Below are 23867 nucleotides of genomic sequence, written 5' to 3'. Positions count from 1 at the left end.
CACGGGAGGCCTACGACGTCTTCTTCTTCCCGATGTCGTCGTGCCGGGCCACGAACCGGGCCCGGCCGTCCTCGACGCGGTAGAGGAACCACCCACCGTCCTGGCCGGTCTCCAGGTACTGGGTCTGGCTCTCGTAGCTGTACCTGCGGGTGATGCCCTGCCAGGGCTTGCGCAGCAACTCCGCGCGCAGGGACTCGCGTTCGTCGCTGCTGGGCGCCGCGAGGCCGTGGGCGGCGTAGCCGACGGCGTCGTAGGCCTCGGCCGCCCACGGTGGCGGAGTCGTACGGTAACGGGTGCGGTAGGCGGCGGCGAACGCCCGGGTCTTCGGGTCGGTGGCCGGGTCGCAGTACCCGGTGCTGATCCACCAGCCGTCGCCCGCCCTCAGGAAGGGCGTGCCGAGGATGTGTTCGTCGCCGCCGCGGAACCCGCGGTGCCCGGTGTCGGCCAGGGCCTCGGCACAGGCGGCGGCGCGGGCCGGGAGGCCGCCCGCGAAGAGGACGGCCGTGTCCGGGTGGGCGGCGAGGCCGTGGGCCATGTCGGTGAAGCCGGCGTCCTTGGCGACCTCTGCCACCTCGACGGTGCCCACCTTCAGCATCCCGAAGACGGTGGCGCCCCGGACGGTGGCCTCGCCCTCGTCGGCGTCGGTGAGGTCGTACACGACGACGGTCCTGGCGGGCCGTGCCACCCGGTTGAGATATTTCACGACGGCGCCGGGCCCCGCGGTGCGGCTGCTGCGCAGGACCAGGGAGCTGGTGGTGTTCGTGACATCGAGCGCGTCCGTGTCGGCGCGGATGATGAGCAGGCAGAGCCCGGCCGCGGTGCACACCGGCACGGCGGCGGGCACGGTCGTGTTGGTGCCGGCGCCGACCACCGCGTACACCTCGCGGGAGGCGACGAGCCGGGCGGCCGCGGCGGCCGAACCGACCGCCGTTCCCTGGTCGTCGGCCATGCGCAGGGCCAGGTCGAAGGTCCGGTCGGAGCGGGCGTTGTGCTGGTCGACCGCCAACCGCGCCCCGCGCGCCTGGGCCTGGACGGCGGCGGTGGACAGGTCGCCGAGCAGCGCGATCGTACGGGTCGGCAGCGGGCCCTTGCCGGACCCCGGCGTCCCGGACCGCCCCCACTGCCACCAGGCGCTGCCGCCGCCGACCGCGCTGACGCCGACCGCCGCCGACGCGATCAGCAGCCGGCGCCGGGACGGAGCGGGTGGGGCGTCGGCGAGGGGCACCCCGGAGAGGGCGGTGGGCTCCGGCACCGGCAGGTCGAGGACGCGCGCGGCACGGTCCGCGACCAGCGCCGGCAGGCCCTCCGGCAGCCATGACTCCGCAGTGAACTCGCCCAAGTGAGCACGTAGTTGAGGCACCGTGGGGCGGTCGCCGGGCTCCTTCGCCAGACAGGCGCGCAGCATCGGGGCGAGGCGCTCGGGGACGCCGGTCAGGTCCGGGGCCTCGCGCACCGTCCGGTACAGGACGGCCGCCGCGCCCCCGGTGCCGAACGGCGGCCGTCCGGTCGCCGTACGGGCGAGCACGCAGCCCAGCGAGAAGACGTCGCTGGGCGCTCCCACGGCCTTGCCGCGGGCCTGTTCCGGTGACAGGTAGCCGGGGGAGCCGATGACCGAGCCGTCCGTGGTGAGTGCGGTCGCGCCCACCGCGCGGGCGATGCCGAAGTCGATCAGGCGCGGTCCGTCCGCGGCGAGCAGGACGTTCGCCGGTTTCACGTCCCGGTGGACCAGACCGGCCCGGTGCACGTCGTCCAGGGCCGCGGCGAGGGCGGCGCCCAGCGTCCGGACCGGGCCGGGAGGCCAGGGGCCGTGCAGCGCGAGGGCCTCGGACAGCGGCAGGCCGGGCACGTAGGCGGAGGCCAGCCAGGGCGCGCGGGCGTCCGCGTCGGCCGTGAGCACGGGTACCGTCCAGCGGCTGGTGAGCCGGGCCGCCAGCTCGGTCTCGCGGCGGAACCGGGCCCGGAAGCCGGGGTCTCCCGCGTACTCCTCGCGGATCACCTTCAGCGCGACCCAGGCACCGTGCGGCGAACGTGCCAGGTACACCACGCCCATGCCGCCGGCCCCGAGCCGCCCCACCAGCCGGTGACCGCCGACGGAGGACGGGTCGGCGGGCTGGAGCCGCTCCAACTCCGCTACCCCTTCGTCTGCTTGGCCAGGATCGGCCCGACCTGCACGAACCGCCCGTCGTGGACCTGGTGGACGTAGGTCTCACCGCCCATGGTCCGGGCGTCGGCGTTGAACTGGTTGTACTGGTTGAAGGCGTAGGTGCGTGCGATGCCCTGGTAGGTGGCCTTGTGGAGCCGCAGGGCGAGCGCGAGCCGGTCGGGGCGGCCGCCGCCGGACGGTACGGTCCTGGCGAACTCGCGCAGCACCATCCGAACGCTGTCGTACGCCTCGGCGCCGTACGGGTCCGGGACGCCGCCGTACCGCTTCCGCCAGGCCGCCGTGAACCGCTCTGCCGCCTTCGTCTTCAGAACGCTCGCGTCGACGACGGGCGTCACCACGAACCAGCCCTCGCCCGCCGCGCCCGCCAGCTTCGGGAAGTCGGAGCCGTAGAGGAGATGGGACATCCAGCGCGGTCCGGTGAAGCCGGCCGCGGACACTTGGCGGGCCGCCCGGACGGTCGCGTCCAGCGGGCCCAGGTAGACGAAGTCGTGGACCTTGCGGGAGAGGACGGAGGCGACGGCGGCCGGGGCGTCGTCGGTGTCCTCGGCGACGACCTTCGGGACCACCTGGGCGTGCAGCGACTCCCGCCACTGGTTGACCAGGAGACTGCCCTGGTCGTGCTCGACGGAGCCCCCGGAGCGGTCGATGACGATGCCCGCCGGTGCGCCCAGGCCGTTCAGCAGCGCCTGCAGGGCGATCGCGGTGCCCGCCGCCTGATGGCCCACCCCGGTCTGGAAGGTGACGGTCGGCGACCAGACGTAGTAGTCGTTCTGCCCCGTGGTGCTGCTGACATGGGTGAGCTTCGCCGACGCGTAGACGCGCGACGCCGCCCGCATCGTCAGCTCGGTGACCGGGCCGAGTACGGCCACGACGGCCCGGTCCGCGGCCAGTTCGTGGGCGGCCGCGGTGGCTCCGTCGACGGTGCCGTGGTCGTCCAGGACCCGTACGCCCAGGTCGAAGGCGCGGCCCGCGGTCGCGTTGTGCTCGGCGACGGCCAGCCGCGCGGCCCGCTCGCAGGCCCGCGCCAGGGGTGCCGCCGCCCCGCTCTTCGTCACCTGCAGCCCGAGCACGTACGACGGCCGGGCCGCCGTCTTCTTCCCCGATCCGTCGTCGCGGCCCGCCGCCCAGAGCGCCGCCCCGGTTCCGCCGCCCGCGAGTAGCAGCGCGCCCCCGGCCAGCAGCAGACGCCGCCGGGACGGGCGGGCCGGCTGCCCGGTGCCGGGGTCGTCGACCACCGTGGGCTCGATGTCCGGCAGGGCGAGGCTCTCCGCCGCCCGGGCCGCCACCATCCGGGCCACCGGGTCCGGCAACCAGGCCGACGGCGACTGCGCCGCGTCGGCGGTGGGCGGCCGCAGCCGGAAATCCTCGGCGAGCCGCAGCCGCAGGTCCGCGGCGCCGGGTCGCTCGCCGGGGTCCTTGGCGAGGCAGGCGTCCAGCGTCCCGCGGAGCCCGCCGGTGACGCCGTCGAGGTCGGGCTCGTCGTGCACCGTGCGGTAGAGCAGCGCGTCCGGGGCGCCGGTGCCGAACGGCGGGCGGCCCGTGCCCGCGTACGCCAGCACGCAGCCCAGCGCGAACACGTCGCTCGCAGCGGTGGCCGCCTCGCCGCGTGCCTGCTCGGGGGCGAGGAAGCCCGGGGTGCCGACCACCATGCCGGAGGCGGTCAGGGCGGTGTCGTCGGCGGCCCGCGCGATACCGAAGTCGATGAGCCGCGGCCCGTCGACCGCGAGCAGCACGTTGCCCGGCTTCACGTCCCGGTGCACCAGTCCCGCCGCGTGCACGACGGCCAGCGCCTCGCCGAGCAGCGAGCCCAGCACGCGTACGGCGGACGGCGGCAGCGGTCCGTGCGCGGCGACCGCCTCCGCGAGCGAGGGACCCGCCACGAACCCGGTCGCCAGCCACGGCTCCTGGGCCGTGGCGTCCGCGCCGAGCACCGGCACCACCCAGGGGCTGTCGACCCGGGCCGCCAGCTCCGCCTCCCGCGCGAACCGGGCCCGGAAGCCGTCGTCGGCGGCGCCCTGCGCGCGGATCACCTTCACGGCGGCCAGCGCACCCGATGCGGAGCGGCCCAGATAGACCACCCCCATGCCGCCGGCGCCGAGCCGCCGCAGCAGCCGGAAACCCCCGACCGACGACGGGTCGGACGGCCGCAGCGTCTCACTCATCGCCCGCTCCCTTCACCTCGGTGGACGAAGAGGCGGACGGACTGGCGGACGGACTGGCGGACGGGGCGTCCGAGGCCCGGTCCCGGCCGTAGCGGTCCACGTTCGCCGTCACATAGCCGACGCCCGTCAGCGCGGCCTCGGTGAGGGCCGTCTGCTCCTTCTCGCTCTCACCCGCGGCGTGCCGCACGGTCGCGGCCACGGTCACCGGGCCGAGGCGGTGCTTGTACCAGTCGAAGTCACGGGCCTTCGTGTCACCGTCCACGACGTACTCGCCGTACTCGGTGAGGTCGTCGTCCGTGGTGGCGGTGCGCTGTTCGCCGAACGGATCGCCGCGCGAGGTCATGCCCCGCACGGTGTCGGTCGCGTTGAGCCGTTCCTGCGGGCAGCGCAGCGGTTCCTCCAGCGAGGACGCCATGTCCCGCCGGGCCTGGCGGGTCGAGGTGTGCACGGTGACGGTGAGGGACACGTACACCGCTCCCGAGCCGCCCGTGCCCGGCCGGACGAACGACCTGGTCAGACTGGCCAGCACGGTCGACGGGAGCGCCTCCCGGCGCCACAGGCAGTCCGCGCCGAGCACGGCCCAGTCGGCCGGACCCAGTTCGTACGGGTCCCGTCTTCGGTACCCGGTGCCGAAGTAGTCGGACTGCACGGTGAGTCCGCGGACGAACGCCACGGCCTCGGCCCGGGTCTTCGGCGCGACGGCCTCGGCCAGCGTGTACGGCTGGCTGGACGGGGACGGGGAGGCGCTCGCGCCCCCCGAGGCAGCCGAACTGCCCGCCGTGCTCGAACTGCCCGCCGTGCTCGAACTGCCCCCGGCCGTGTCCCTGGGCGTCGCCCCGGCGTCGTCGTGCCCGCCGTTCGTGCAGCCCGCGAGCAGCAGTGCCACCGCCGCCGCGGACAGGACCTGTCCCCGCCCCATCACGCTCACCCCCAGCAGACCGCTGTACGGCCCTCCCCTGGTGGCCGCAGGTCGAACGCTAGCGCCAACCTGTGTCAACTGGCCCCACTGGAAAGTGAGTTGGGTCGAACGGTAACCCCTTGGCCATCAGCCGGTGACAGTCCGCCGTGCGGGGTGTCATCCCTTGACCGCTCCGCCGGCATCTGACGACGCGTTTGTCACGCCCACGCAGCCACGCGGCAGGACCCGGCCCGGCGACGAACGTCAGACGTCCTCGACCGACACGGCGACCGGCGTCCCCGCCTCGACCGTGCGGCTGACCGTGCACAGCCGGTCGTGGGAGACGGCGACCGCCCGGGGCAGAATCGCGCGGGCGCGGTCGCCGGCCGTGCCTTCCGGGAAGGCGACCGAGAAGCCGACCGCGAGGTCCGCCATCCGGTTGCCGTCCTCGTCGCTCACCTTGTGGCCGCTGACGGTGACGGTGAACGTGGCCGGCTCCGCGTGACGGCTCGTGGACACGTCGACGTCCGCCGCCGTACAGCCCCCGATCGCGGCGAGCAGCAGCTCGACCGGGGTGAATTCGGTGCCGTCGCCGGTGCCGAAGGCGAGCGTGCCGCCGCGGGCGTTCGTGGCGGTGAAACGGCCGGTGCCGGTGCGCTCGACCGTGACGAGGCGCAAGGAGTCTTCGCTCATGGAGACGAACCTAAGGCAGCCCGGCCGTCGGTGCTGTCACCGCCGTCGCCGCCGTTTCTGTCGTCCCGCCGTCACTGCAGGATGTTGACGGCCCGCGCCACCACCAGGACCACCGTCACCAGGGAGACCGAGGACTGCAGCATCATCAGCATCTTGGCCCAGTGCGACAACGGCATCACGTCGGTCGGGCTGAACGCGGTGGAGTTGGTGAAGGACAGGTACAGGTAGTCGAGGAAGCCCGGTTCCCAGTCCTGTGGTGCGGTCTCCGGACTCTGCATCTGCACGAAGAGGAAGTCCGCGTACTGGTGCCGGCCGAGGACCCGGGCCATCGGCCCGCCGCGGTCCCACTCCCAGTACCAGAGGGCGAACACGATGACGTTCGTCAGCCAGATGCCCCCGCCGGTCAGCAGCAGCGGCCCGGCGTCACGGCCCTCGGTGCCGTTCACGAGACCCACCACCAGCCGGACCGCCGACCAGCCGTTGGCCAGGCTGATCACCCCCATCAGCACCAGTCCCAGCAGCCGCAGCCACCGGGTGCGGGGCTCGACCCGCCGGGGGTTGCCGGCGATGACGCCGGCCAGCAGCACCACCTCCAGGACCGGCAGGAGCCAGTACGGCTGGAAGGCGAGCCGGTGCGGCAGCATCAACTGGAGGGCGATCGCCGCCAGGATCACGGCGGTCACCGCCCACCGCGGCTCGCCCTGGGTGGCCCTGCGCCACGCGGGCACGACATCGTGCTCGCCGCTCTCCAGCAGCCCCTCGATCCTGGCCAGCCGGTTCTCGGCATCGGACATTCGGTCGCTCATGCCCATGATTGTCCCGAGACCCCCCACCGATCCGCCGACCGGCTCGGCCGTTGTCCCACCCGTGATCCGCCCAAGGGCTGTCCCGCAACTGCCGCTCGCGGGTGAGGTGATCGTGCTGTGGCGGGTGTGAGCACAGCGTCGGAGCGCGCACAGAAACCCCCGTGCACAGGCTCGCGCACCTCTGCGATCATCCCCGAATGGCGCACAGTCCCGAATCGCTGGTCATCCGGCACACCCACCGCCTTTCCGCCCCCAAGGGCTCCGCCGGGGAAGGAGCCGTCGCCGCGCGGCAGTTCGACGCGGCGCTGACCTCCGTGGGCTTCAAGCTCTCGGCGGAGCTGCTGGAGCGGCTGTCGGGGCTGTCCGAGGCCGCGGTCGTGCACACCGCCAGGCGGACGCTGCGCACCGTGGGCGAGATGGTGGGCGACCATGTCCGGCACAACTCGTACTTCATCGACTTCCCGGCGAACGTGCCGGACACCGAAGAGTTCTGGATGCGGTGCGTGGCGAAAGCGCTCGGCGACGAGAAGGCGCGCGAGAACGTGCTGACGCAGCTGGGGCACGGGGTGCTGGACCTGCTCGGCCTGCCCACGTACGGCCGGTACCAGCACACCTACGAGGACATGCTCGCGGCGCAGGACGAACTGATCGCCTCGGCGGGCGACCGGGTCACCGTCCTGCACCTCGGCCGGGACCTGGACGACGAACTCACGGACCTGTACCTGGCCCTGGCCGGCAGCACGACCCCGCTGGGCGAGGACGACCTGCGCGACCTCAAGACCCTCGCCGAGCGGTGCGCGCTCGGCCCGCAGCCGGAGGCGATCCCGGTCCGGGAGAACCGGGCGGTCGTCAACGAGGCCCGGCTCGGCATCGGGGCGGACCTTCTCCTCGACACGGTCACCGATGTGCTCCGGCTGGCCTGCGCGCTGTCGGGCGGCGACGTGACGCTGCAGGAGCCGACCCGGTTCCGGGCGCTGTCACGGCCGGTGCGCCGGGGACTGCTCGCGGGTCTCGACGCCGTGGTCGCCGCGAACCCCGCCAAGCTCGCCGACGTGCACGCGCACCGGGAGCCCTTCAAGCGGCTCGGCGAGCGCCTCCACCCGCACGAGTACCCGCGCTGGCCGCACGCCGCCGACGTGTTCGCGGTCGCGCGGGGCGAGAAGGAGGCACGGTCCTTCGACAGCCGGATCGAGCAGCTGCTCGACGCGTTCGACGTCCCCGGTGCGGTGACGCTGCTGAAGTCCGCTCCCGGCAAGCTGTTCCGCGCCCTGGACCTCCTGCTGCGCATCGCCGCCGACCAGGAGGAACGGGACGCGGTGGTGGCCGCCGCGGTACAGGTCGCTCCCGGCGTCTCCGGCCGGGTCGTGCTCGCGGTGCGCGAGCATCTCCACAACCGGGCGCGTGAGAGCGGCGAACCGCGGGTCTTCGTCAACCGCCGGGGCCGCGCCTGGGTGACCCCCGACGTCCGGCCGCCGGTACCGGCCGCCGACCGCGAACGTCTGATCGCCGCCCTCGACGCCGAGATGCGTCGACGGCTCCCGGCGCCGGGCCGGCTGCTGCTCGACCCCGATGTCCTCGACGTGGCGCTTCCGCTCAGCGGCCGGGCGACCGCGGCCGGGTTCGGCGTACTGCCGCGAGGGTCGGTCTCCGCGGTCGACGGCGAACAACTGCGCTTCTTCGTGTACTGGAAAGAGACCGAGCACCGGACCGACTACGACCTGTCGGCACTGCTTCTCAACGCCGACTACAGCACCGATTCCTGGCTCTCCTATACCTCCCTCAAGGCCGTCGGGGGCGAGCATTCGGGTGACGTCACCGAGGCGCCCGACGGGGCCTCGGAGTTCATCAGCCTGTCCCTGGACCGAGTGCGCGGCACCTTCATCGTTCCGCAGGTCAACATCTACGCCGGCGAAGGCTTCGAGGAGGTCGAGGAGTCGTTCTTCGGCTTCATGCTGCGCGACGGCGAGCAGAAGGGCCGGCCGTTCGAGCCGCGCACCGTGCGGATGAAGTCGGAGCTGCGCGGGATGGGCCGGGTGGCACTGCCGCTGGTGTTCCGGCGCGCGGACGACGGCCGGTGGCACGCGAAGTGGCTGCACCTGTATCTGAAGGGCATCTCGTCGGCCAACCGGGTCGAGGAGAACCAGGTGTCCGTGTCGAAGGTGGTGCGCGCCGTCGTGGAGCGCGAGCAGTTGACGGTGGGGTACCTGACCGACCTGATGGCCGGCGACACCACGACCGTCGACCTGTGGAACGGCGAGCCGGTCCCGGGCGAGCCCGTGACGTACATCGGCCTCGAACGTCCCGAGGGACTGCATCCGGACTCGCGGATCATCACCCTCGAAAATCTGCGCGACCTGATCCCGGGCTGAGTGCTAGCGTCGCCCACGGCGAGGCCATGAAGGGGCTTCCTTCTCAACTCCTGTACCGAAACGAGTTCCTTCGCTTTCCTCGCCGTTGGCCTCGACCGGGAGGCGCCCGCCCGGCGCCTCCCGGTTCTCGTGTGTGCGGAGAGGGCGCCGCTCCGCAATGCCGGTCCCGGTGTCATCCTGCGGACGGGACCTGTGTGCGGTCGCGCACGATGATCTTGCCGGTGTTCTCGCCGCGCAGCATTCCGAGGAACGCGTCCACGATGTGCCCGAACCCGTCGACGACCGTCTCGTCCGGAGCGAGCCGCCCGCTCTGCAGATGCGGCACCGCGAACTCGTACAACTCCTCCTGCACGTCACGGTAGTGGCTGACCAAGAAGCCCTCCATGCGAATGCTCTTCTCCACGATGTCCGCGTAGTCGAAGCGCGGGAACGTCGTGTCGGGGGTGTTGTACTGGGTGATCGTGCCGATGCGGACGACGCGTCCGAACTCGCGCAGCGCGCCCACCGCCGCGGCCAGTTGCTCGCCGCCGACGTTGTCGACGAACACGTCGATGCCGTCCGGCGCGGCCTTGCCGAGCAGGTCGGCGGCAGGCCCGTCGTGGTAGTCGAAGACGGCATCGTAGCCCACCTCCCGCACCAGGTGGCCGGCCTTCGCCGCCGAGCCCGCGCTGCCCACGAGCCGTCCGGCGCCGAGCAGTCTGGCGAACCGCCCGGTCGCCGTGCCGACCCCGCCCGCCGCGGCCGACACGAACAGATCCTCTCCCTCCCGGAGCCGGGCGATCCGGGTCAGGCCCACATAGGCGGTCAGGCCGGTGCCGCCGAGGACGCTCAAGTACGCGGTCAGGGGCACTCGGTCGAAGCGGGGCAGCCGCCGGATCTCCCCGGGCACGACCACCGAGTGGGTGCGCCAGCCCTGTCGGTGGAACACGATCTCGCCCTCGGTCAGCCGAGGCGTGCGCGAGGCGATGACCCGCCCGATGGCGCGGCCCTCCAGCGGTGCGTCGAGCGCGAAGCCGCCGGGCACGTCGTCCATCATCTCGCGGTGATACGGGTCGACGGACCAGTAGAGGTTCTCCACGAGCGCGCTGCCGACCGCGGGCTCGGGAAGCGGGGACTCGACGAAGGCGAAGTGCCCGACGGTGGGAAAGCCGTGCGGGCGGGCGGTCTGGTGCACGGTGAGTGCGGTCTCGTTCATGCCCGGACCGTAGGGCGGGAATGCGCCGCCCCGGCAGCCGGTTGGGCTCATGCGTCGCGCCGTTCCATGAGCAGTTCTCATACCGTGAGGTGAGCGCCCTGTGGCCCGTACGACCGACTCCGATCTCGCCCCGCACGAACTGCGCGTCCTGGTGGCGGTCGCGGACACCGGCGGGTTCTCGGCCGCGGCGGACACACTCGGTCTGACCCAGTCCGCGGTCTCCCACTCGGTTCGCGGCAGCGAGCGCAAGATCGGTGCCGTTCTCTTCGACCGCGGCCGCACCGGCGCCCGCCCCACCTCTGCCGGCGAGAAGGCCGTCGCGCACGCCCGCCGCATCCTGCGCCTGCTGGACGTCCTGACCACCGAGGCGCGCGGCGCGGCGGGGCCCGATGCCGCCGAGGGGCCGCTGCGGATCGCGGCCTTCCGCAGCGCGGCTCTCCACCTGCTGCCGCCGGTCCTGCAGCGGCTGTCCGCCCGGCACCCCGGGATCGAGCCACGGGTGCGGATCGTACGCGAGGTGGGGCGCGGCACCATCGGCGAAGTGGCCGACGGGAAAGCCGACATAGCCATCGCCACACTGGGCGGCTCGGTGCCGCTGCCCCCGGGTCTGGTCGCGCGGGGGCTCCTCGAAGAGCCGTATGCCCTGGTGCACCCGACGGGTCACGCGTCCCCGCGTTCGCTGCCGCTGGTCGACTGGGCCGAGAACTGTGGCTCGTACACCCGCGACTGGTGGGCGGCGCAGGACTGGATCCCGAAGGCCACCGTCGAGGCCGAGGACGACGGAGCGGTGCTCTCCCTGGTGAGCGGAGGCCACGGAATGGCGATCATGCCCGCGCTCTCCCTGGCCGGAGCACCGACCTCGCTCCGCATCACTGATCTCGGCCCCAACCCCCCGACACGACAGGTCGGCTATGTCACCACCTCCGAACTGGTCGGATCCGCCGTCGTGCGCGCCTTGGTGCGGGAACTGCGGGCCACGGTCCCCCGGGGCACGGGCCTGCTCGGCGCCGAGGCCTGATCCGGTTCCCCGGGCGCAGCAAAGCTCGCTCGACTGCCCTCGGAAACGGGGTCGCCGGGGTGGAGTGGTGGCGCGGCTACCGTGGGTGCACGGCGTAGGTCAGGTGTGTCACCCGCGACGACGGCTCCGAACGGACCGGCTCCAGCGCGACCCTGGACGCGTCCACGCCGTCGAACAGGCGGGTGCCGGCGCCGAAGAGCACCGGTGACAGTGTGATCGAGAACTCGTCGACCAGGCCGGCGTTCAGGTACTCCAGGATCGTCGCGCCGCCGCCCGCGATGCGGACGTCGCGGTCGCCGGCGGCCTTCCGGGCCTGGTCGAGGGCGTGCTCGATGCCGTCGTCGACGAAGTGGAACGTGGTGCCGCCGGGCCGCTCCCACGGGTCGCGCGCGGTGTGCGTCACGACGAGGACCGGGGTGTGGAAGGGCGCCTCCTCCGGCCATGACAGCTCGCCGAGGTCGAACATGCGCTTGCCCATGACGCTCGCGCCGGTGCGCTCGAACGTCGCCCGTGCGACGTCGTTGTCGCGGCCCTCCTCGCCGCCCTCGCCCAGCTTCAGGTTCTCCCGGAAGAACCGCAGCGGGAAGACCCACTGCTGCAGCTCCGTCCACTGCGCCATCCAGCGCCGAACGTCCGGGTCGTCCTGCTTGCCGGGTGCGAAGAGCTCGTCCTCGACAGGCACGGGCTCGGGCGCGATGAAGCCGTCCAGCGACATCGACACGCTGAAGAACACCTTCCCGGCCATCAGCCCTCCGCCCCCTTCCGCGCGAGGTCGGCGACATAGGCCGCCAGGCTGCTCAGGGTCTGCCGGCCGCCCTCGACCGCGCGGTACTTCTCGACCGCCTCGTCGCGCAGTTCCCGGGTGGGGAACACCGTGCGCATCACGATCCGGGTCGCCGCGCCGTCCGGCGCGAAGGTCAGGACCGACTCGAAGGCGTTCGGGTCGTCGCGGTGCTCACCGTGCAGCAGCGCGATCCGCTCCGGCGGGACGATCCGCAGCCAGCGGATCCACTCGGCGTAGTCGGTCCCGTCCGGCCCGTGCAGCACGAAGACCCACTCCCCGCCCTCGCGGAACTCGAAGGACCGCGTGGTGGTGGTGAACCCCTCCGGACCCCACCACCGCGACAGGTGCCGGACCTCGGTGAACGCCTCGAACACCAGCTCCCGCGGGGCGTCGATGATCCGGGAGATCACGATCTCCCGGTCGGCCGTCGCCGGCTCCGCGCGCGTTTCCTGCCCTGCCTCTGCCATCGGTCACTCCTCCTGCTGGGTCTGCTTGAGGTCCTGCACGTAGGTGTCCAGCCGGTCGAAACTCTCGTTCCAGAACCGCTCGAATCCACCGACCCACTCGTGGATCGGCCGCAGCCCGCGGGCGTCCAGACCGTAGAGGCGCTGCTTGCCCGCCTCGCGGACCCGCACCAGCCCCACCTCCCGCAGCACCCGCAGGTGCTTGGACGCCCGCGGCTGGCTCATCCCCAGCTCCTGGGCCAGGTCGCTCACCGGCCACTCACCCGCCCGCAGCAGCGCCAGGATGTCCCGGCGCTGCGGCTCGGCGATCGCGTTGAACGCGTCCGACGTCGTCGCTGCTCGTGCCATGGCAGCCATCGTATGCCCATATCGGAATGCGTCAAGCCGGACACCTGTCACGCCACGGTGACCACTCACGACGACTGGGGCCACGACGACCTCTGGACGGAGGTGACCGTGGAGGCCGCCGACGCCTGGTACTGCACCCGGTGGTCGGCCGCTTGGCCGAGGCCGCGGGCGACACCCTGGCCGAGGACTTCCGCCGGCGCTTCGGCGACGCGTGAGCGAGACCGTGGCGCCCCTGCGGGCTGCCTGACGTACGGTCAATTCCCTTGCTGTGCAAGGTAATCTCGGAGAGGTGAAGGCTCTCGCACCCGTCGGTCCACCGGAGATCCTCGCTTCGCTCGGCGTGTCCTTCCCGCTGCACGGGCACGCCGACGCGACCGGACCGGTGGAGGTCTGCGCCGCGTCGGGTGTTCCCCCGGAGCGGACAGCCGCCACGGCGTCGATCGCCGACCTCCCGGCGGACGGCCCCGCATGACGACCATCCGCGACGCCACGCCCTCGGACGCCGACGACATCTACCGTCTGCTGAGCGGGTTCGTCACGAGCTACCGGCCCGACCGAGCGGTCTTCGACGACGCCACGTTCCCGCGGATCGTCGAGGCCGCCTCAGCGGGCAGCGCCGAGTTCCTGGTCGCCGAGCAGGACTCGTGCCGTCGAAACGGGCCGGACGGAAGTCCTCGCCGACGAACGCACCCGACGGGCAAGGGCAGCCCTGGGACTCACGCCCGGCGGTGACCCGGGCGACGAGGTTGTCGCGGATCTCGACAAGGCGGGGACGCTGGGCCGCTTGGGGGCGGGGCATCTCGGTACTGTGACTTCGCATGACCGACACCGGGATCGAGATCACCGCAGACCTGGTCCGTGACCTGCTGCGGGAGCAGCATCCGGACCTTGCAGGGCTGGCCATCCGCGAGGTGGCGGGCGGCTGGGGCAACCAGATGTGGCGTCTCGGGGACGAGTTGGCCGTGCGCATGCAGCGCATGGACCCCACCCCGGAGCTCCAGCTCAAGGAGCGGCGGTGGCTCCCCGTGCTGGCCCCGCGCCTGCCGCTCCCGGTGCCGACCCCGGTGCGGTTCGGCGAACCGTCCGAGCGCTTCCCCAAGCACTGGACCGTGATGACATGGGTTCCCGGCGAGCCGCTGGACCACGGCTCGATCAGCCGCGGCACCCACGCGGCCGACACACTGGCGGGTTTCCTCCGGGCGCTCCACGTGCCGGCGCCCGCCGAGGCGCCGATCAGCTCGGACTTCGGCGCTCACCCCAGGAACTGCACGGACGGCTTCGAGAAATTCCTCCAGGCCGTTGCTCCCGACGACATCGCTGCCGACGTCCGGGCCGTCTGGGACGACGCCGTTGCGGCCCACGCGTGGGAGGGCCCGCCGGTGTGGGTGCACGGCGACCTCCATCCCGCGAACGTCGTCGTCTCGGACGGAACGCTCTCGGGCATCGTCGACTTCGGGGCGATGTTCGCCGGCGACCCGGCGTGGGACCTCGCCGCCGCATGGGTGCTGCTACCCGCGGGCACGGCCGCACGGTTCTTCGACATGTACGCGCATGCGGACGAGGCGGCGATCCGGCGCGCCCGCGGGCTGGCCGCGATGAAGAGCCTCTTCCTGATGCTCATGGGGCAGAACGGAGACCGGGGCCTTCCCGGCGGCAAGCCGAACTGGGGACCTGTGGGCCGGGCGGCACTTGACCGTGTGCTGAAGGGCGTTTGACGCACGCCTCTTTGCTCAGTTCGCCGTCGCCACCCTGCTCCCTCTCCGAACTGGCCTGCCTGCCCGTACAGAACCGAGGGCGCCGCGTGGGGTGTCGGAGCTCCGGCCTAACCTTCGCTCACCGGCTACAGGGCCGGTACAGGCCGCACACAGCGGCCACTCGCCCTTGGGGGGTTCGAATCACCGTGCGTTTCCGCACACTTCCGGCTGCCGTCGCGACGGCAGCCCTCTTCAGCTCCGCGGTGCTGACGACGGCCGGCCCGGCGGCCGCCGACACCAGCGTGCCGATCAGCGTCGGCACCGTGAACGACACCGTCGTCGACGGCGCCCACCAGCACCTCTACATCAGCGGCGACAACACGATCTCCGTCGTCGGCTACAACGGCAAGGTGCTCGACAAGCTCACCGGCCTGCCCCAGGTGTCCGATCTCCAGCTGAGCCCGGACGGCAGCACCCTGTACGCCGCGGTCACCGGAGCGGACAAGATCGTCGCGTTCGACACCACGACGCTCACGCAGACCGCCGAGTACCCGACCGGCGCCGGGACGGCGCCGCGCTGGATCGCCCTCACCGAGGGCCGGATCTGGTTCGGCTACGGCGACCAGTGGGACTCCGGGCTCGGTGGCGTCGACCTGAGCTCCGACCCGGCCACCGTGACCCTCGACCTCGCCGGCGACCACGACTTCGCCACCACGCCGAGGCTGTTCGCCGACCCGGCGAACCCCACCACCCTGGTCGCCCTGGACCCCGGCATCAGCAGCGGACCGATCATCGTCTACGACGTCTCCTCCGGAACCCCGGTCATCCGCGTCGCCGCGGACGAGGGCGGCTTCTACCGGGACGGCGCCCTCACACCGGACGCACAGTCGATCGTCGTGGCCGGGCCGGGCAACCGGGCGGTCACCGAATACCGGCTCTCCGACCTGCAGAAGGTGCACGAGTACCCGGTCAAGGACGAGCCGGAGACCGTCAGCGTCGCCCCGGACGGCACGGTCGCGGCGACCGCCCTCGACACCGAGAACACCGGCGACACCTACGTCTTCCCCGGCGGCGCCGACGCCCCCGCCAGCATCCGCAACCTGTCGGACTCATGGATGCCGTGGGGCGGGCACTCGACGGCCTGGTCGGCGGACGGCACGAAACTGTTCGTGCTGACCGGGACCACGGACTTCCGACAGCTGCAGACCGTCACCGAACCGCGCAAGTACGTCACGAAGCTGACCGTCGACGCTCCGGCCACCGGCACGCGCGGCAAGACACTCACCGTCAAGGGCACGCTCACGACCGGTCTGAAGCTGCCCGCCGGCACCCCGCTCAACGTCGTGCGCACCGACCTGCTGTCCCCCTCGGGCACATCGCTCGGCACCAAGGCGCTGGGCGCGAACGGCACGTTCTCCTTCACCGACGCGCCGCCTGCCGGCAGCAAGGTGCGCTACACCGTGACCTACGCCGGGGACGCCTCGCACACCCCGGCATCCGCCTCGGACACCGTCACCGTCCCCCGCGCCACACCCGCTCTGACCCTCACCAACAACAAGAAGACGTACGCCTACGGCAAGAACGTCGTCTTCACGGCCCACCTCGGCACCACCTACAGCAACCGCACGGTGGAGATCTGGGCCGACCCCTACGGCGGCGACAAGCCGAACAAGCTCCTGAAGACCGGCAGGACCGACGCCCACGGCAACCTGTCCGCCACCGTCACCATGTCCCGCGACACCGCCGTGACCGCCGTCTTCAAGGGCGACGCCCGCTACGCCGGCCGCACCGCCAAGTCCACCGCCTACGCACACGTGAAAACCGCGAGCTCACTGTCCAAGTACTACCGCACCGGCACGATCGGCTCGACCCGCTACCGCTACTACCACAAGAACACCGACGCCGTCCTGACCACCACGATGACCTACTACAAGGGCCGCAAGGAGCGCCTGGACCTCCAGGTCTACTCAGCCGGCAAGTGGTACACCACGGACTCCGAGTACTTCTCCCTCGGAACCAACGGCAAGTCCATCGTCAACCTCGGCCACCCCGGGAGCTCGGGCGTACGCGCCCGGGTGCGCACCTCGTACATCGACCCCTCCTCGGGCGACAACGTGAACACCACCACGTACGGCACCTGGAACTACTTCTACTTCAGCAGCTGACCCAGGCCGGAACCGGCCGAGGGGCAGGAGGCTGTCCAACGCGGCTCAGGCCCCGTTGAAGTGCGCGTCGACGACACCCGGCTCGGCGTCGTCGACCGCCCGCCGGTACCGCTCGGCGATGTGCTCGGGGTCGAACCGGGTGCCCGGCCCTTCATCTCCCCTTCACCTCAAAGGCGTTGCCGCGTCACAGCCACGCCTCTAGGTTCGGCTGGATTGTCCCGCTGACCTGGAGAGCAATGAGCCGTCCTTTCCCGAGCCGCCGTATGTCCGTGCTCGGCGCCGTCGCGATCGGCATCGCGGCGCTCGTGGTCCTGGACCGGCCCTGGGCGGACGGGGCCGGCAGCGCGGACGCCCAGCCGGACCGAAGATGCGTCTCCTCCGTTCCGTACGCCTCGGACACGGGAGGCTATGTCAGTTACCGCATACCCGCCGTCGTCCGCACGCGCGGCGGGACCTTGCTCGCCTTCGCCGAAGGCCGGGTCGGTGGCAGGGCGGACCACGGCGACATCGACGTCGTGCTCAGGAGGTCGTGGGACGGCGGATGCACGTGGGGGCGGCTGCAGGTCGTCGCCAAGGGCGAGGGGAACACCCGGGGCAACCCGTCCCCGGTCGTCGATCCCCGGACCGGGAACATCGTGCTCGTCACCTCGTACCACAACGGTGACGTCACCGAAGCGCAGATTCTGCGCGGTGAGGCCACGGGCGAGCAGGGCCGGCGGGTCTTCGTGCAGACGAGCGAGGACGACGGACGCTCCTTCTCCGCCCCGCGGGAGATCACGTCGGAGGTGAAGAGGCCGGACTGGCGCTGGTACGCCACAGGACCGGGCCACGCCGTCGCGCTGACGCGGGGTGACCACGCGGGGCGGCTGGTGGTCCCGGCGAACCACTCTTCCGCGCCGCCTCCGGGTTCGCCGGACACCGGCCAGGAGCCCAAGTACTACGGGGCGCACGCGATCTACAGCGACGACGGGGGGAGGTCCTGGCACCTCGGCTTCATCGATGACTCCTACGAGGGCGTCTACAACGCGAACGAGTCGACAGCGGCTCAACTGCCTGACGGACGACTGTATTTCAACGCCCGGAACCAGAAGGGCACGAGCCCGGGGAACCGCCTGGACGCCTACTCCAGTGACGGGGGTGCCGGCCTGGACCGAGGCTATGCGGAGCAGCGCTCGCTGAACGACGTGCCCTTGGTGGAGGGGAGCGTGCTGCAACTGGCCGGGGAGGGAGGGAACCTGCTGTTCTCGGGGCCCTCCGTGCCGGCCGACCGCGCGGCGATGGCGTTGTGGAGCAGTACGGACGGCGGGCGGTCCTTCAGCAAGGCGCTGACCTTGTCCACGCGGAAGGCCGGGTACTCGGACCTCGTTCAGACCGACGGCGAGAGTGTGGGCATCCTGTACGAAACGGGCGTCCGGACGGCCTACGAAACGATCGAGTTCCGGCGGGTTCCGGTGAAGGAACTGTCGGCCGACGGCCGGTAGAAGTGCCCCTCTCGTCGAACGTCACGTCGAACACGACCCCGCGATCCTCGACCGGGCCGAGGCGGCGTTCAACGCCACGGGCGAGGCGCCGGCCGCCCTGTTCGAGCGGGGCGGAACCTCCACGACGCAGCTCCCTCTCCGGCTCATGCGGTCCGGACCACGGCCGCGTGTCGTCAGGGCAGTCCGCCGGGCCATGTCACCGGTTCAGGTTTCCGACGGCCGCTCGCGGGAGCGCCGCCGGGCGGCCGCCACCGGCACGGGATCAGCGCCGTGCACCACGGTGTAGGAGACCGTGCCGATGCCCTCGACGGTGAGCGTCACCGTGTCGCCGGGCCGCAGCGGCGGCGGGTCCTGCCTGCCGCGCACGCCCCACGGCTCGGCCAGGCACCGCCGTTGCCGCAGGTTCCGGAGCCGAGGACGTCTCCGGGACGTCGCACGTAGCTGCTCGGCTCCCGGGCGCAGCCGCGGGCGTCGGGGCGGGCCCGCCAGGCGTGGTCGGAGCGGCCGAGGTGGGTGGGGAGGCCACCGCCGCCGTGCGCCGCGATCAAAGGGACGACCATGAGTCGACCGGAACCCGGCCACCATCCTCCGCGCGATCCGAATCCGCTGTCCGGCTCATCCACGACATGGCTGAACCACATCCGCCGATGGCCGGGTCGCCGGCGACCGCGCCGATGACGAGGTGCCGGAGGAAGCGGCCGCCGGGGGCGCCGGCGAAGGCCGGGCCGCGTGTGCGCGGCGCCTACCGGTGGGTGCGGAGTCCGTCGAGGATGAGCGCCAGCATGTGGGGTGCCCGGTCCTCGGGGCTGGACGCGGCGCGCCACAACGCGCCGGTCAGCTGGAGGAAGTCGCCGGGGTCGGCGTCCACACGGATGCTTCCGTCCTCCTTGCCGGCGTCGAGGAGTTCGGTGATCGCGGCGATGACCGGCCCGTAGCTCTGCTCGGTGATCGTCTGGTGCGCGCCCGGGCCGAGGGCGTCGCCGAGGCCGTGCTTTCTGCGCATGGCCTCGACGAGGCCGGTCGTCCAGTGGCGGAGCGCCTCCAGCGGCGGCATCCGGGCCAGCAGGTCGGGCACCGTGCCGACGATGCGTACCACCTCGTCCTGGTAGACGGCCAGGACCAGCGACTCACGGGTCGGGAAGTTGCGGTACAGGGTGCCCGCGCCCACCCCCGCGCGCTGGGCGATCTGGTTCATCGACGTGCTGCCGTCCGCCGCGAGTGCTTCGCGGGCGGCGGCGAGGATGCGCGCCCTGTTCTCACGGGCGTCTGAACGGACCACGGGACCTCACTTGCTAAGTGGAGAGCTCTCCACTACGTTATGCGGAGAGTTCTCCACTTACTTTAGAGGGGCGTCATGCAGTACATCAAGCTCGGCACCACAGGTATGGACGTGTCCCCGATCGCGATCGGCGCGATGACCTACGGCGAACCCGACCGCGGGCACCCCGTCTGGTCGAAGGGCGAGGAGGAGGCGCGCCCGCTCATCAGGCACGCGCTGGAGGCGGGGATCAACTTCTTCGACACCGCGAACATGTACTCCAACGGTTCCAGCGAGGAGATCCTCGGCCGCGCGCTCAAGGACTTCGCCGACCGCGACGCCGTGGTGGTCGCCACGAAGCTGCGCCACCCGATGCGGCTCGGACCGAACGGCCGCGGCCTGTCGCGCAAGGCGGTCATGACCGAGGTCGACCACTCCCTGCGCCGCCTCGGCACGGACTACATCGACCTCTACCAGATCCACCGCAACGACCACGCCACCCCGTGGGAGGAGACGCTGGAGGCGCTCAGCGACCTCGTGAAGGCCGGCAAGGTCCGCTACCTCGGCGCCTCGTCCATGCACGCCTGGGAGTTCGCGAAGGCACTGCGCCTGCAGAGGCAGCACGGCTGGGCGCGGTTCGTGTCGATGCAGGACCACTACAACCTGCTCGCCCGCGAGGAGGAGCGGGAGATGATCCCGCTCTGCCTGGACGAGGGTGTCGGCACGATCATCTGGTCGCCGCTGGCCCGCGGCCGTCTCGCCCGCGCGTGGGACGACGCCCGCTCGACACCGCGCTCCGAGACGGATGGCGCGTACGCCGACACCCTCTACTCGCCCGAGCAGGAGGCGTCCAACCACGCGATCGTCGACGCGGTCGGACAGGTCGCGGACGCCCACGGCGCCGGCCGCGCTCAGGTCGCGCTCGCCTGGCTGCGCCGCCAGCCGGTCGTCACCGCGCCGCTGGTCGGCGCCGGCTCGATCCGGCAGATCGACGAGGCCGTGGCCTCCCTCGACATCGAGCTCACCGACGACGAAGTGCGCGCCCTGGAGGCCCCGTACACCCCCCGGTACGACTGGCAGGGCGTCTCCGACGAGGCCGAGATGGAGGCCATCCGCAAGCGCGTTCCCGGTATGGCTCTCGCGTGAACCCCGTCGTCAGCGCCGCCGCCGCTGCCCGCTCGTGCCCCGGGGCGCGGAGTCCGGCACCACCGTTCGTCGCCACCGAGGCACGGCAGAACCCGCCGCCCCGCCAGGGCAGCGACCGTATTCGAGTCGCGAGCTTTCGAGTCGCGAGCTGAGGAGACAGAGATGGCACAGGTACTGGTCACCGGAGGGACCGGATTCATCGGGAGCTGGTGCGTCCTGACCCTGCTCGACGCCGGGCACACCGTCCGCACCACCGTCCGCGACCTGCGACGCGAGCCCGCCCTGCGCTCGTGGCTGCACGCGGCCGCACCGTTCGACGACGACCGTCTGACGGTCGTACGCGCCGACCTCGAAAACCCCGAGGGCTGGGACGACGCCGTCGCCGACTGCGACTTCGTCCTCCACGTCGCCTCGCCGACCCTGCGCCGCACACCGGCGACCGACGACGAACTGGTGGTCCCGGCACGGGAGGGCGTCCTGAGGGTGCTGCGCGCCGCCCGGGACGCAGGCGTGCGGCGGGTCGTCCTGACGAGCGCCTTCGGCGCCATCGGGATCGGGCACCCACCGCGCTCGACCCCGTTCACCGAGGAGGACTGGACCGACGTCGACAGCGACATCCCGCCCTACCAGCGGTCCAAGACGCTCGCCGAGCGCGCCGCCTGGCAGTTCGTCGCCGCCGAAGGCGGTGGGTTGGAACTGGCAGTGGTTCATCCCGTGGGGGTCCTCGGACCACTGCTCGGCCCCGACGACCCGCCCTCCCTGCGCCTCGTGCGCAGAATGATCGAGGGACGGGTGCCTGCCTGTCCTCCCTTCGGGATGGGCTTCGTCGACGTGCGCGACGTCGCGGATCTGCACCTGCGCGCGATGACCGATCCGGCGGCCGCCGGCGAGCGCTTCCTCGCAACCGCCGGGCACAGCCTGCGGGTTGTCGAGATCGCGCGCATTCTGCGTGACCGCCTGGGGGAGCGCGCCGCCAAGGCCCCGGCCCGTGAACTGCCCGTGTGGCTCGCGCGAGCACTGGGCACCGTGAACCCGGAACTGCGACTGCTGAGGCACCAGTTGGGACGGGATCTCGACGCCACGAGCGCCAAGGCGGAGCGGCTTCTCGGGTGGCGGGCGCGGCCCATCGAGGACACCATCGCGGAGACCGCCGAGAGCCTCCTCGCCCACGGCATCGGGCAGTGACCGGCCCGTGAGCACGCGGCAGGGGAACTCGCCGCGGCGCACGAGGTCAGCGGAGAACGAGATCGATGATCTGTGCTTCTCGCGACCACTGGGCGGGGCACCGTCAGGTACCCCGCCCAGGTGTGTGCTCTGCGCTTTCCGTCCCGGCCCGGCCGGGCTCGGCCGTCGTGCTACCCGACGGTGTAGCCGGTGATCTCGCCCATCCACTTGATCAGGTCGCCCGGGTCCTCGTTGGCGCCGTGGCCACCGTCCCAGTACATCTTGAGGTTGACGTCGTCGCCGAGGTTCTGTGTCTTGAGGGCGAGGTTGGTGATCGCGGTCAGGGAGTGCGTGGTGTCGCTGGTGCCGATACGCAGCCACCAGTGCCTCGCCCGCCGCGGGTTGCGCTGCTCCAGGTAGGACATCGGGTTGGTCAGCATGACCTTGTGCGGGATGTCGCTGTCGACCGTGGCGGTCTTGTCACCGGTCGCGTACCGAAGGCCGAAGTCGGTGAAGTGCCGTGCATTGTGGGTCTCGTCGCCGAAGTAACCCGGCTCCGGCTCCGACAGGGACTTGTCGTCGAAGGCGGGCACGGGACGGGACCGGCCGATGTGCGCGATGTAGCCGTCCCAGGAGAAGGACGCCTTGCCGCCCGACCACTCGATGAAGGGGTTGGCGGTCAGGTAGGCCGTCCGGTCGGCCTCCGGGAGAGCCCGCAGGTGACTGGTCGCGGCCGGCTGTACGTAGTTCTCCAGCAGGTACCGGTCGTAGTTGGCGGCCGTCACCCGTCCGAACCGGCCCACGCCATGGAGGCCGAGGGCTGCTTGGTATTCCGCGAACTGCGAGGTCAGCTCCTTCGAGGCCGTCCGGTCGACCAGCTCGCCGTCCAGCTTGGCCGAGCCGAACATCCACTCGTAGGCCTTGTCGGCGTTGCCGAGGTCGATGATGGGGCAGAAAACGGCGGAGGCGAACACCGCGTCGCTCGCCTCCGCCGCGCCGATCTCCCGGAGATAGGAGTCGAACAGCGCACTGCCCACCGAGGCGCCCATCATGGACGAGAAGTTGCCGCCGGCGCTGCCACCGTTGGTGATGATCCTGCTGGGGTTGCCGGGCAGCACGCCCCTGTTCCTGTGGACGTACCGCAGTGCCGCCTTCAGGTCGACGAGGGCGGCGGGAGCCTTGCCGTAGTACTTGCCGTCCTTGACGTTCTCCCGGCCCCGGGCACCCGAAGTGACCACGACGTAGCCGGCGGCGAGGGCCAGTGCCGAGTTGACGCCCTGGTCGCCCGCCCCGGGCGGCAGCGCGCCCCCGGCCGTGGCCGTCGCGGTCGGGGTGGCACCGGGGAAGCCGCCGCCGGGGTTCGTGCCGCCGGCGGGCGTGCCCGAGAGGAAGCCGCCGAGCGGGATGGAGAAGAAGATCGGAGCGTGGGAGGCGTCGATGGCCCGCCCGTCGATCTCGATCGGCTCCTGGACGTTGAGGCACTGGTAGGTCGGGTCCACCGGGTTGGCGACGTATACGACGTTCTCCCAGAACCGGTAGGTGACGCTCTTCTCGGTGCCGTCTGCCGTCGTGATGGTCTGGGTCTTCGTGGTGCAGGAGTCCCTGGGAAACGTCAGCGGGTTTCCGGTCGACGCCGCCGCGCCCTGCGTTCCGCCGTAGTACCAGGCGGCGGTCGCGCCCGCCGCGGTGGCTGCCATACCGGAAAGGAATATTCGGCGCTTCACATCATCACCTTTGTCGGAGTGCGGGTTTCGTCGTGTGGAGGGTGCGACGTGTTCAAACTGCCTTCTGGAAACCGGTTCGCGCGTCCCCTGAATACCGTCTTTCGCGCATACGGCGCCTGCCGTATCGTGCCGGGCCGCATACGTGGGTCCGCGTAGGGCGAACCGGCCACCGAATCCCTCGGGTTCCGGGAAAGGTGCAGATCGAGCCAGGGGTCCGGGCGGCCACCGCGGTCAGGACGGCAGCGGTACGACGAGACGGGCAGGGTGTCCGGGCCGGTTGCGGCGCGTACCGTGAACGGCGTGAAGTGTGTGGGCACGCGCTGCCGCGAGAAAA

The 23867-nt window shown here is 71.8% G+C and carries 20 protein-coding genes and 1 pseudogene; 9 read left to right on the top strand and 12 right to left on the bottom strand.

The features are described from left to right. Positions 1 to 10 precede the first annotated feature (10 nt). The 5 genes from ABT137_RS14835 to ABT137_RS14815 all read right to left on the bottom strand — a co-directional run bounded on the left by ABT137_RS14835 (position 11) and on the right by ABT137_RS14815 (position 6723). Positions 11 to 2125, bottom strand: coding sequence for a protein kinase domain-containing protein (locus ABT137_RS14835; RefSeq protein WP_351707922.1), 2115 nt, complete (start codon positions 2123 to 2125; stop codon positions 11 to 13). Between the two features lie 5 nt (positions 2126 to 2130). Beyond that, positions 2131 to 4326 carry a bifunctional serine/threonine-protein kinase/ABC transporter substrate-binding protein gene (locus ABT137_RS14830; RefSeq protein WP_351707919.1) on the bottom strand — a complete coding sequence of 732 codons (2196 nt, stop codon included), beginning with the start codon at positions 4324 to 4326 and terminating at the stop codon, positions 2131 to 2133. Then, entirely contained in the window at positions 4319 to 5245 is a 927-nt protein-coding gene (locus tag ABT137_RS14825; RefSeq protein WP_351707916.1) for a hypothetical protein, read from the bottom strand. The genes ABT137_RS14830 and ABT137_RS14825 overlap by 8 nt, the downstream gene beginning before the upstream one ends. A gap of 243 nt (positions 5246 to 5488) precedes the next feature. Beyond that, positions 5489 to 5917 carry an OsmC family protein gene (locus ABT137_RS14820; RefSeq protein WP_351707913.1) on the bottom strand — a complete coding sequence of 143 codons (429 nt, stop codon included), beginning with the start codon at positions 5915 to 5917 and terminating at the stop codon, positions 5489 to 5491. Between the two features lie 71 nt (positions 5918 to 5988). Beyond that, positions 5989 to 6723 (bottom strand): hypothetical protein, encoded by a 735-nt coding sequence (locus ABT137_RS14815; RefSeq protein WP_351707910.1) that lies wholly within the window; start codon positions 6721 to 6723, stop codon positions 5989 to 5991. A gap of 197 nt (positions 6724 to 6920) precedes the next feature. Between ABT137_RS14815 and ABT137_RS14810 the strand changes: the two genes are divergently transcribed. Next, complete coding sequence (locus ABT137_RS14810) at positions 6921 to 9092, top strand: TerD family protein (RefSeq protein ID WP_351707907.1); 2172 nt, start codon at positions 6921 to 6923, stop codon at positions 9090 to 9092. A 172-nt stretch (positions 9093 to 9264) separates the two neighbouring features. On the opposite strand, the gene ABT137_RS14805 is transcribed toward ABT137_RS14810, so the two are convergent. Beyond that, positions 9265 to 10287: an NADP-dependent oxidoreductase gene (locus ABT137_RS14805; protein ID WP_351707904.1), complete on the bottom strand. Its 1023-nt coding sequence runs from the start codon at positions 10285 to 10287 to the stop codon at positions 9265 to 9267. 100 nt (positions 10288 to 10387) lie between these two features. Here ABT137_RS14805 and ABT137_RS14800 point away from each other — a divergent pair, with 100 nt between their 5' ends. Beyond that, complete coding sequence (locus ABT137_RS14800; RefSeq protein ID WP_351707901.1) at positions 10388 to 11305, top strand: LysR family transcriptional regulator; 918 nt, start codon at positions 10388 to 10390, stop codon at positions 11303 to 11305. A 76-nt stretch (positions 11306 to 11381) separates the two neighbouring features. Here ABT137_RS14800 and ABT137_RS14795 read toward each other — a convergent pair whose 3' ends face one another. The 3 genes from ABT137_RS14795 to ABT137_RS14785 are packed head-to-tail and all read right to left on the bottom strand — an operon-like array spanning position 11382 to position 12901. Beyond that, positions 11382 to 12050: a dihydrofolate reductase family protein gene (locus ABT137_RS14795; protein WP_351707899.1), complete on the bottom strand. Its 669-nt coding sequence runs from the start codon at positions 12048 to 12050 to the stop codon at positions 11382 to 11384. After that, positions 12050 to 12556 (bottom strand): SRPBCC family protein, encoded by a 507-nt coding sequence (locus ABT137_RS14790; protein ID WP_351707897.1) that lies wholly within the window; start codon positions 12554 to 12556, stop codon positions 12050 to 12052. Before ABT137_RS14790 ends, ABT137_RS14795 begins: the two co-directional genes overlap by 1 nt. Positions 12557 to 12559: 3 nt before the next feature. Beyond that, the gene (locus ABT137_RS14785; RefSeq protein ID WP_351707895.1) at positions 12560 to 12901 is read right to left on the bottom strand and encodes an ArsR/SmtB family transcription factor; all 342 of its coding nucleotides are present in this window, start codon (positions 12899 to 12901) and stop codon (positions 12560 to 12562) included. Between the two features lie 289 nt (positions 12902 to 13190). Between ABT137_RS14785 and ABT137_RS14780 the strand changes: the two genes are divergently transcribed. The 5 genes from ABT137_RS14780 (at position 13191) to ABT137_RS14760 (ending at position 18241) form a co-directional block, all read left to right on the top strand. Then, positions 13191 to 13373: a hypothetical protein gene (locus ABT137_RS14780; protein WP_351707892.1), complete on the top strand. Its 183-nt coding sequence runs from the start codon at positions 13191 to 13193 to the stop codon at positions 13371 to 13373. Beyond that, positions 13370 to 13633 (top strand): GNAT family N-acetyltransferase, encoded by a 264-nt coding sequence (locus ABT137_RS14775; protein WP_351707889.1) that lies wholly within the window; start codon positions 13370 to 13372, stop codon positions 13631 to 13633. Before ABT137_RS14780 ends, ABT137_RS14775 begins: the two co-directional genes overlap by 4 nt. 86 nt (positions 13634 to 13719) lie before the next feature. Beyond that, on the top strand, positions 13720 to 14616 hold the full coding sequence (locus tag ABT137_RS14770; RefSeq protein ID WP_351707886.1) for an aminoglycoside phosphotransferase family protein: 897 nt from the start codon (positions 13720 to 13722) through the stop codon (positions 14614 to 14616). A gap of 185 nt (positions 14617 to 14801) precedes the next feature. Further along, entirely contained in the window at positions 14802 to 16760 is a 1959-nt protein-coding gene (locus ABT137_RS14765; RefSeq protein ID WP_351707883.1) for a YncE family protein, read from the top strand. Between the two features lie 236 nt (positions 16761 to 16996). Continuing rightward, the gene (locus ABT137_RS14760) at positions 16997 to 18241 is read left to right on the top strand and encodes a sialidase family protein (RefSeq protein ID WP_351707880.1); all 1245 of its coding nucleotides are present in this window, start codon (positions 16997 to 16999) and stop codon (positions 18239 to 18241) included. Between the two features lie 204 nt (positions 18242 to 18445). On the opposite strand, the pseudogene ABT137_RS14755 reads toward ABT137_RS14760, so the two are convergent. Together ABT137_RS14755 and ABT137_RS14750 are read right to left on the bottom strand one after the other, a co-directional pair. Continuing rightward, positions 18446 to 18672, bottom strand: a pseudogene (locus ABT137_RS14755) (fumarylacetoacetate hydrolase family protein); the annotation flags it as partial. A 311-nt stretch (positions 18673 to 18983) separates the two neighbouring features. Next, positions 18984 to 19520 (bottom strand): TetR/AcrR family transcriptional regulator, encoded by a 537-nt coding sequence (locus ABT137_RS14750; RefSeq protein WP_351707877.1) that lies wholly within the window; start codon positions 19518 to 19520, stop codon positions 18984 to 18986. 75 nt (positions 19521 to 19595) lie between these two features. Here ABT137_RS14750 and ABT137_RS14745 point away from each other — a divergent pair, with 75 nt between their 5' ends. Together ABT137_RS14745 and ABT137_RS14740 are read left to right on the top strand one after the other, a co-directional pair. Continuing rightward, the gene (locus ABT137_RS14745) at positions 19596 to 20645 is read left to right on the top strand and encodes an aldo/keto reductase (protein WP_351707874.1); all 1050 of its coding nucleotides are present in this window, start codon (positions 19596 to 19598) and stop codon (positions 20643 to 20645) included. Between the two features lie 162 nt (positions 20646 to 20807). Further along, positions 20808 to 21830, top strand: coding sequence for an SDR family oxidoreductase (locus ABT137_RS14740; RefSeq protein WP_351707871.1), 1023 nt, complete (start codon positions 20808 to 20810; stop codon positions 21828 to 21830). Positions 21831 to 22000: 170 nt separating this feature from the next. Here ABT137_RS14740 and ABT137_RS14735 read toward each other — a convergent pair whose 3' ends face one another. Then, positions 22001 to 23506 (bottom strand): subtype B tannase, encoded by a 1506-nt coding sequence (locus tag ABT137_RS14735; protein WP_351707868.1) that lies wholly within the window; start codon positions 23504 to 23506, stop codon positions 22001 to 22003. Positions 23507 to 23867: the final 361 nt, after the last annotated feature.

Origin of the sequence: Streptomyces sp. NPDC001980 (assembly GCF_040296885.1) — a bacterium.
GTDB lineage: Bacteria > Actinomycetota > Actinomycetes > Streptomycetales > Streptomycetaceae > Streptomyces.
Note: the sequence above shows the minus strand (reverse complement) of the source record. Positions and strands in the feature narration are given on the sequence as shown.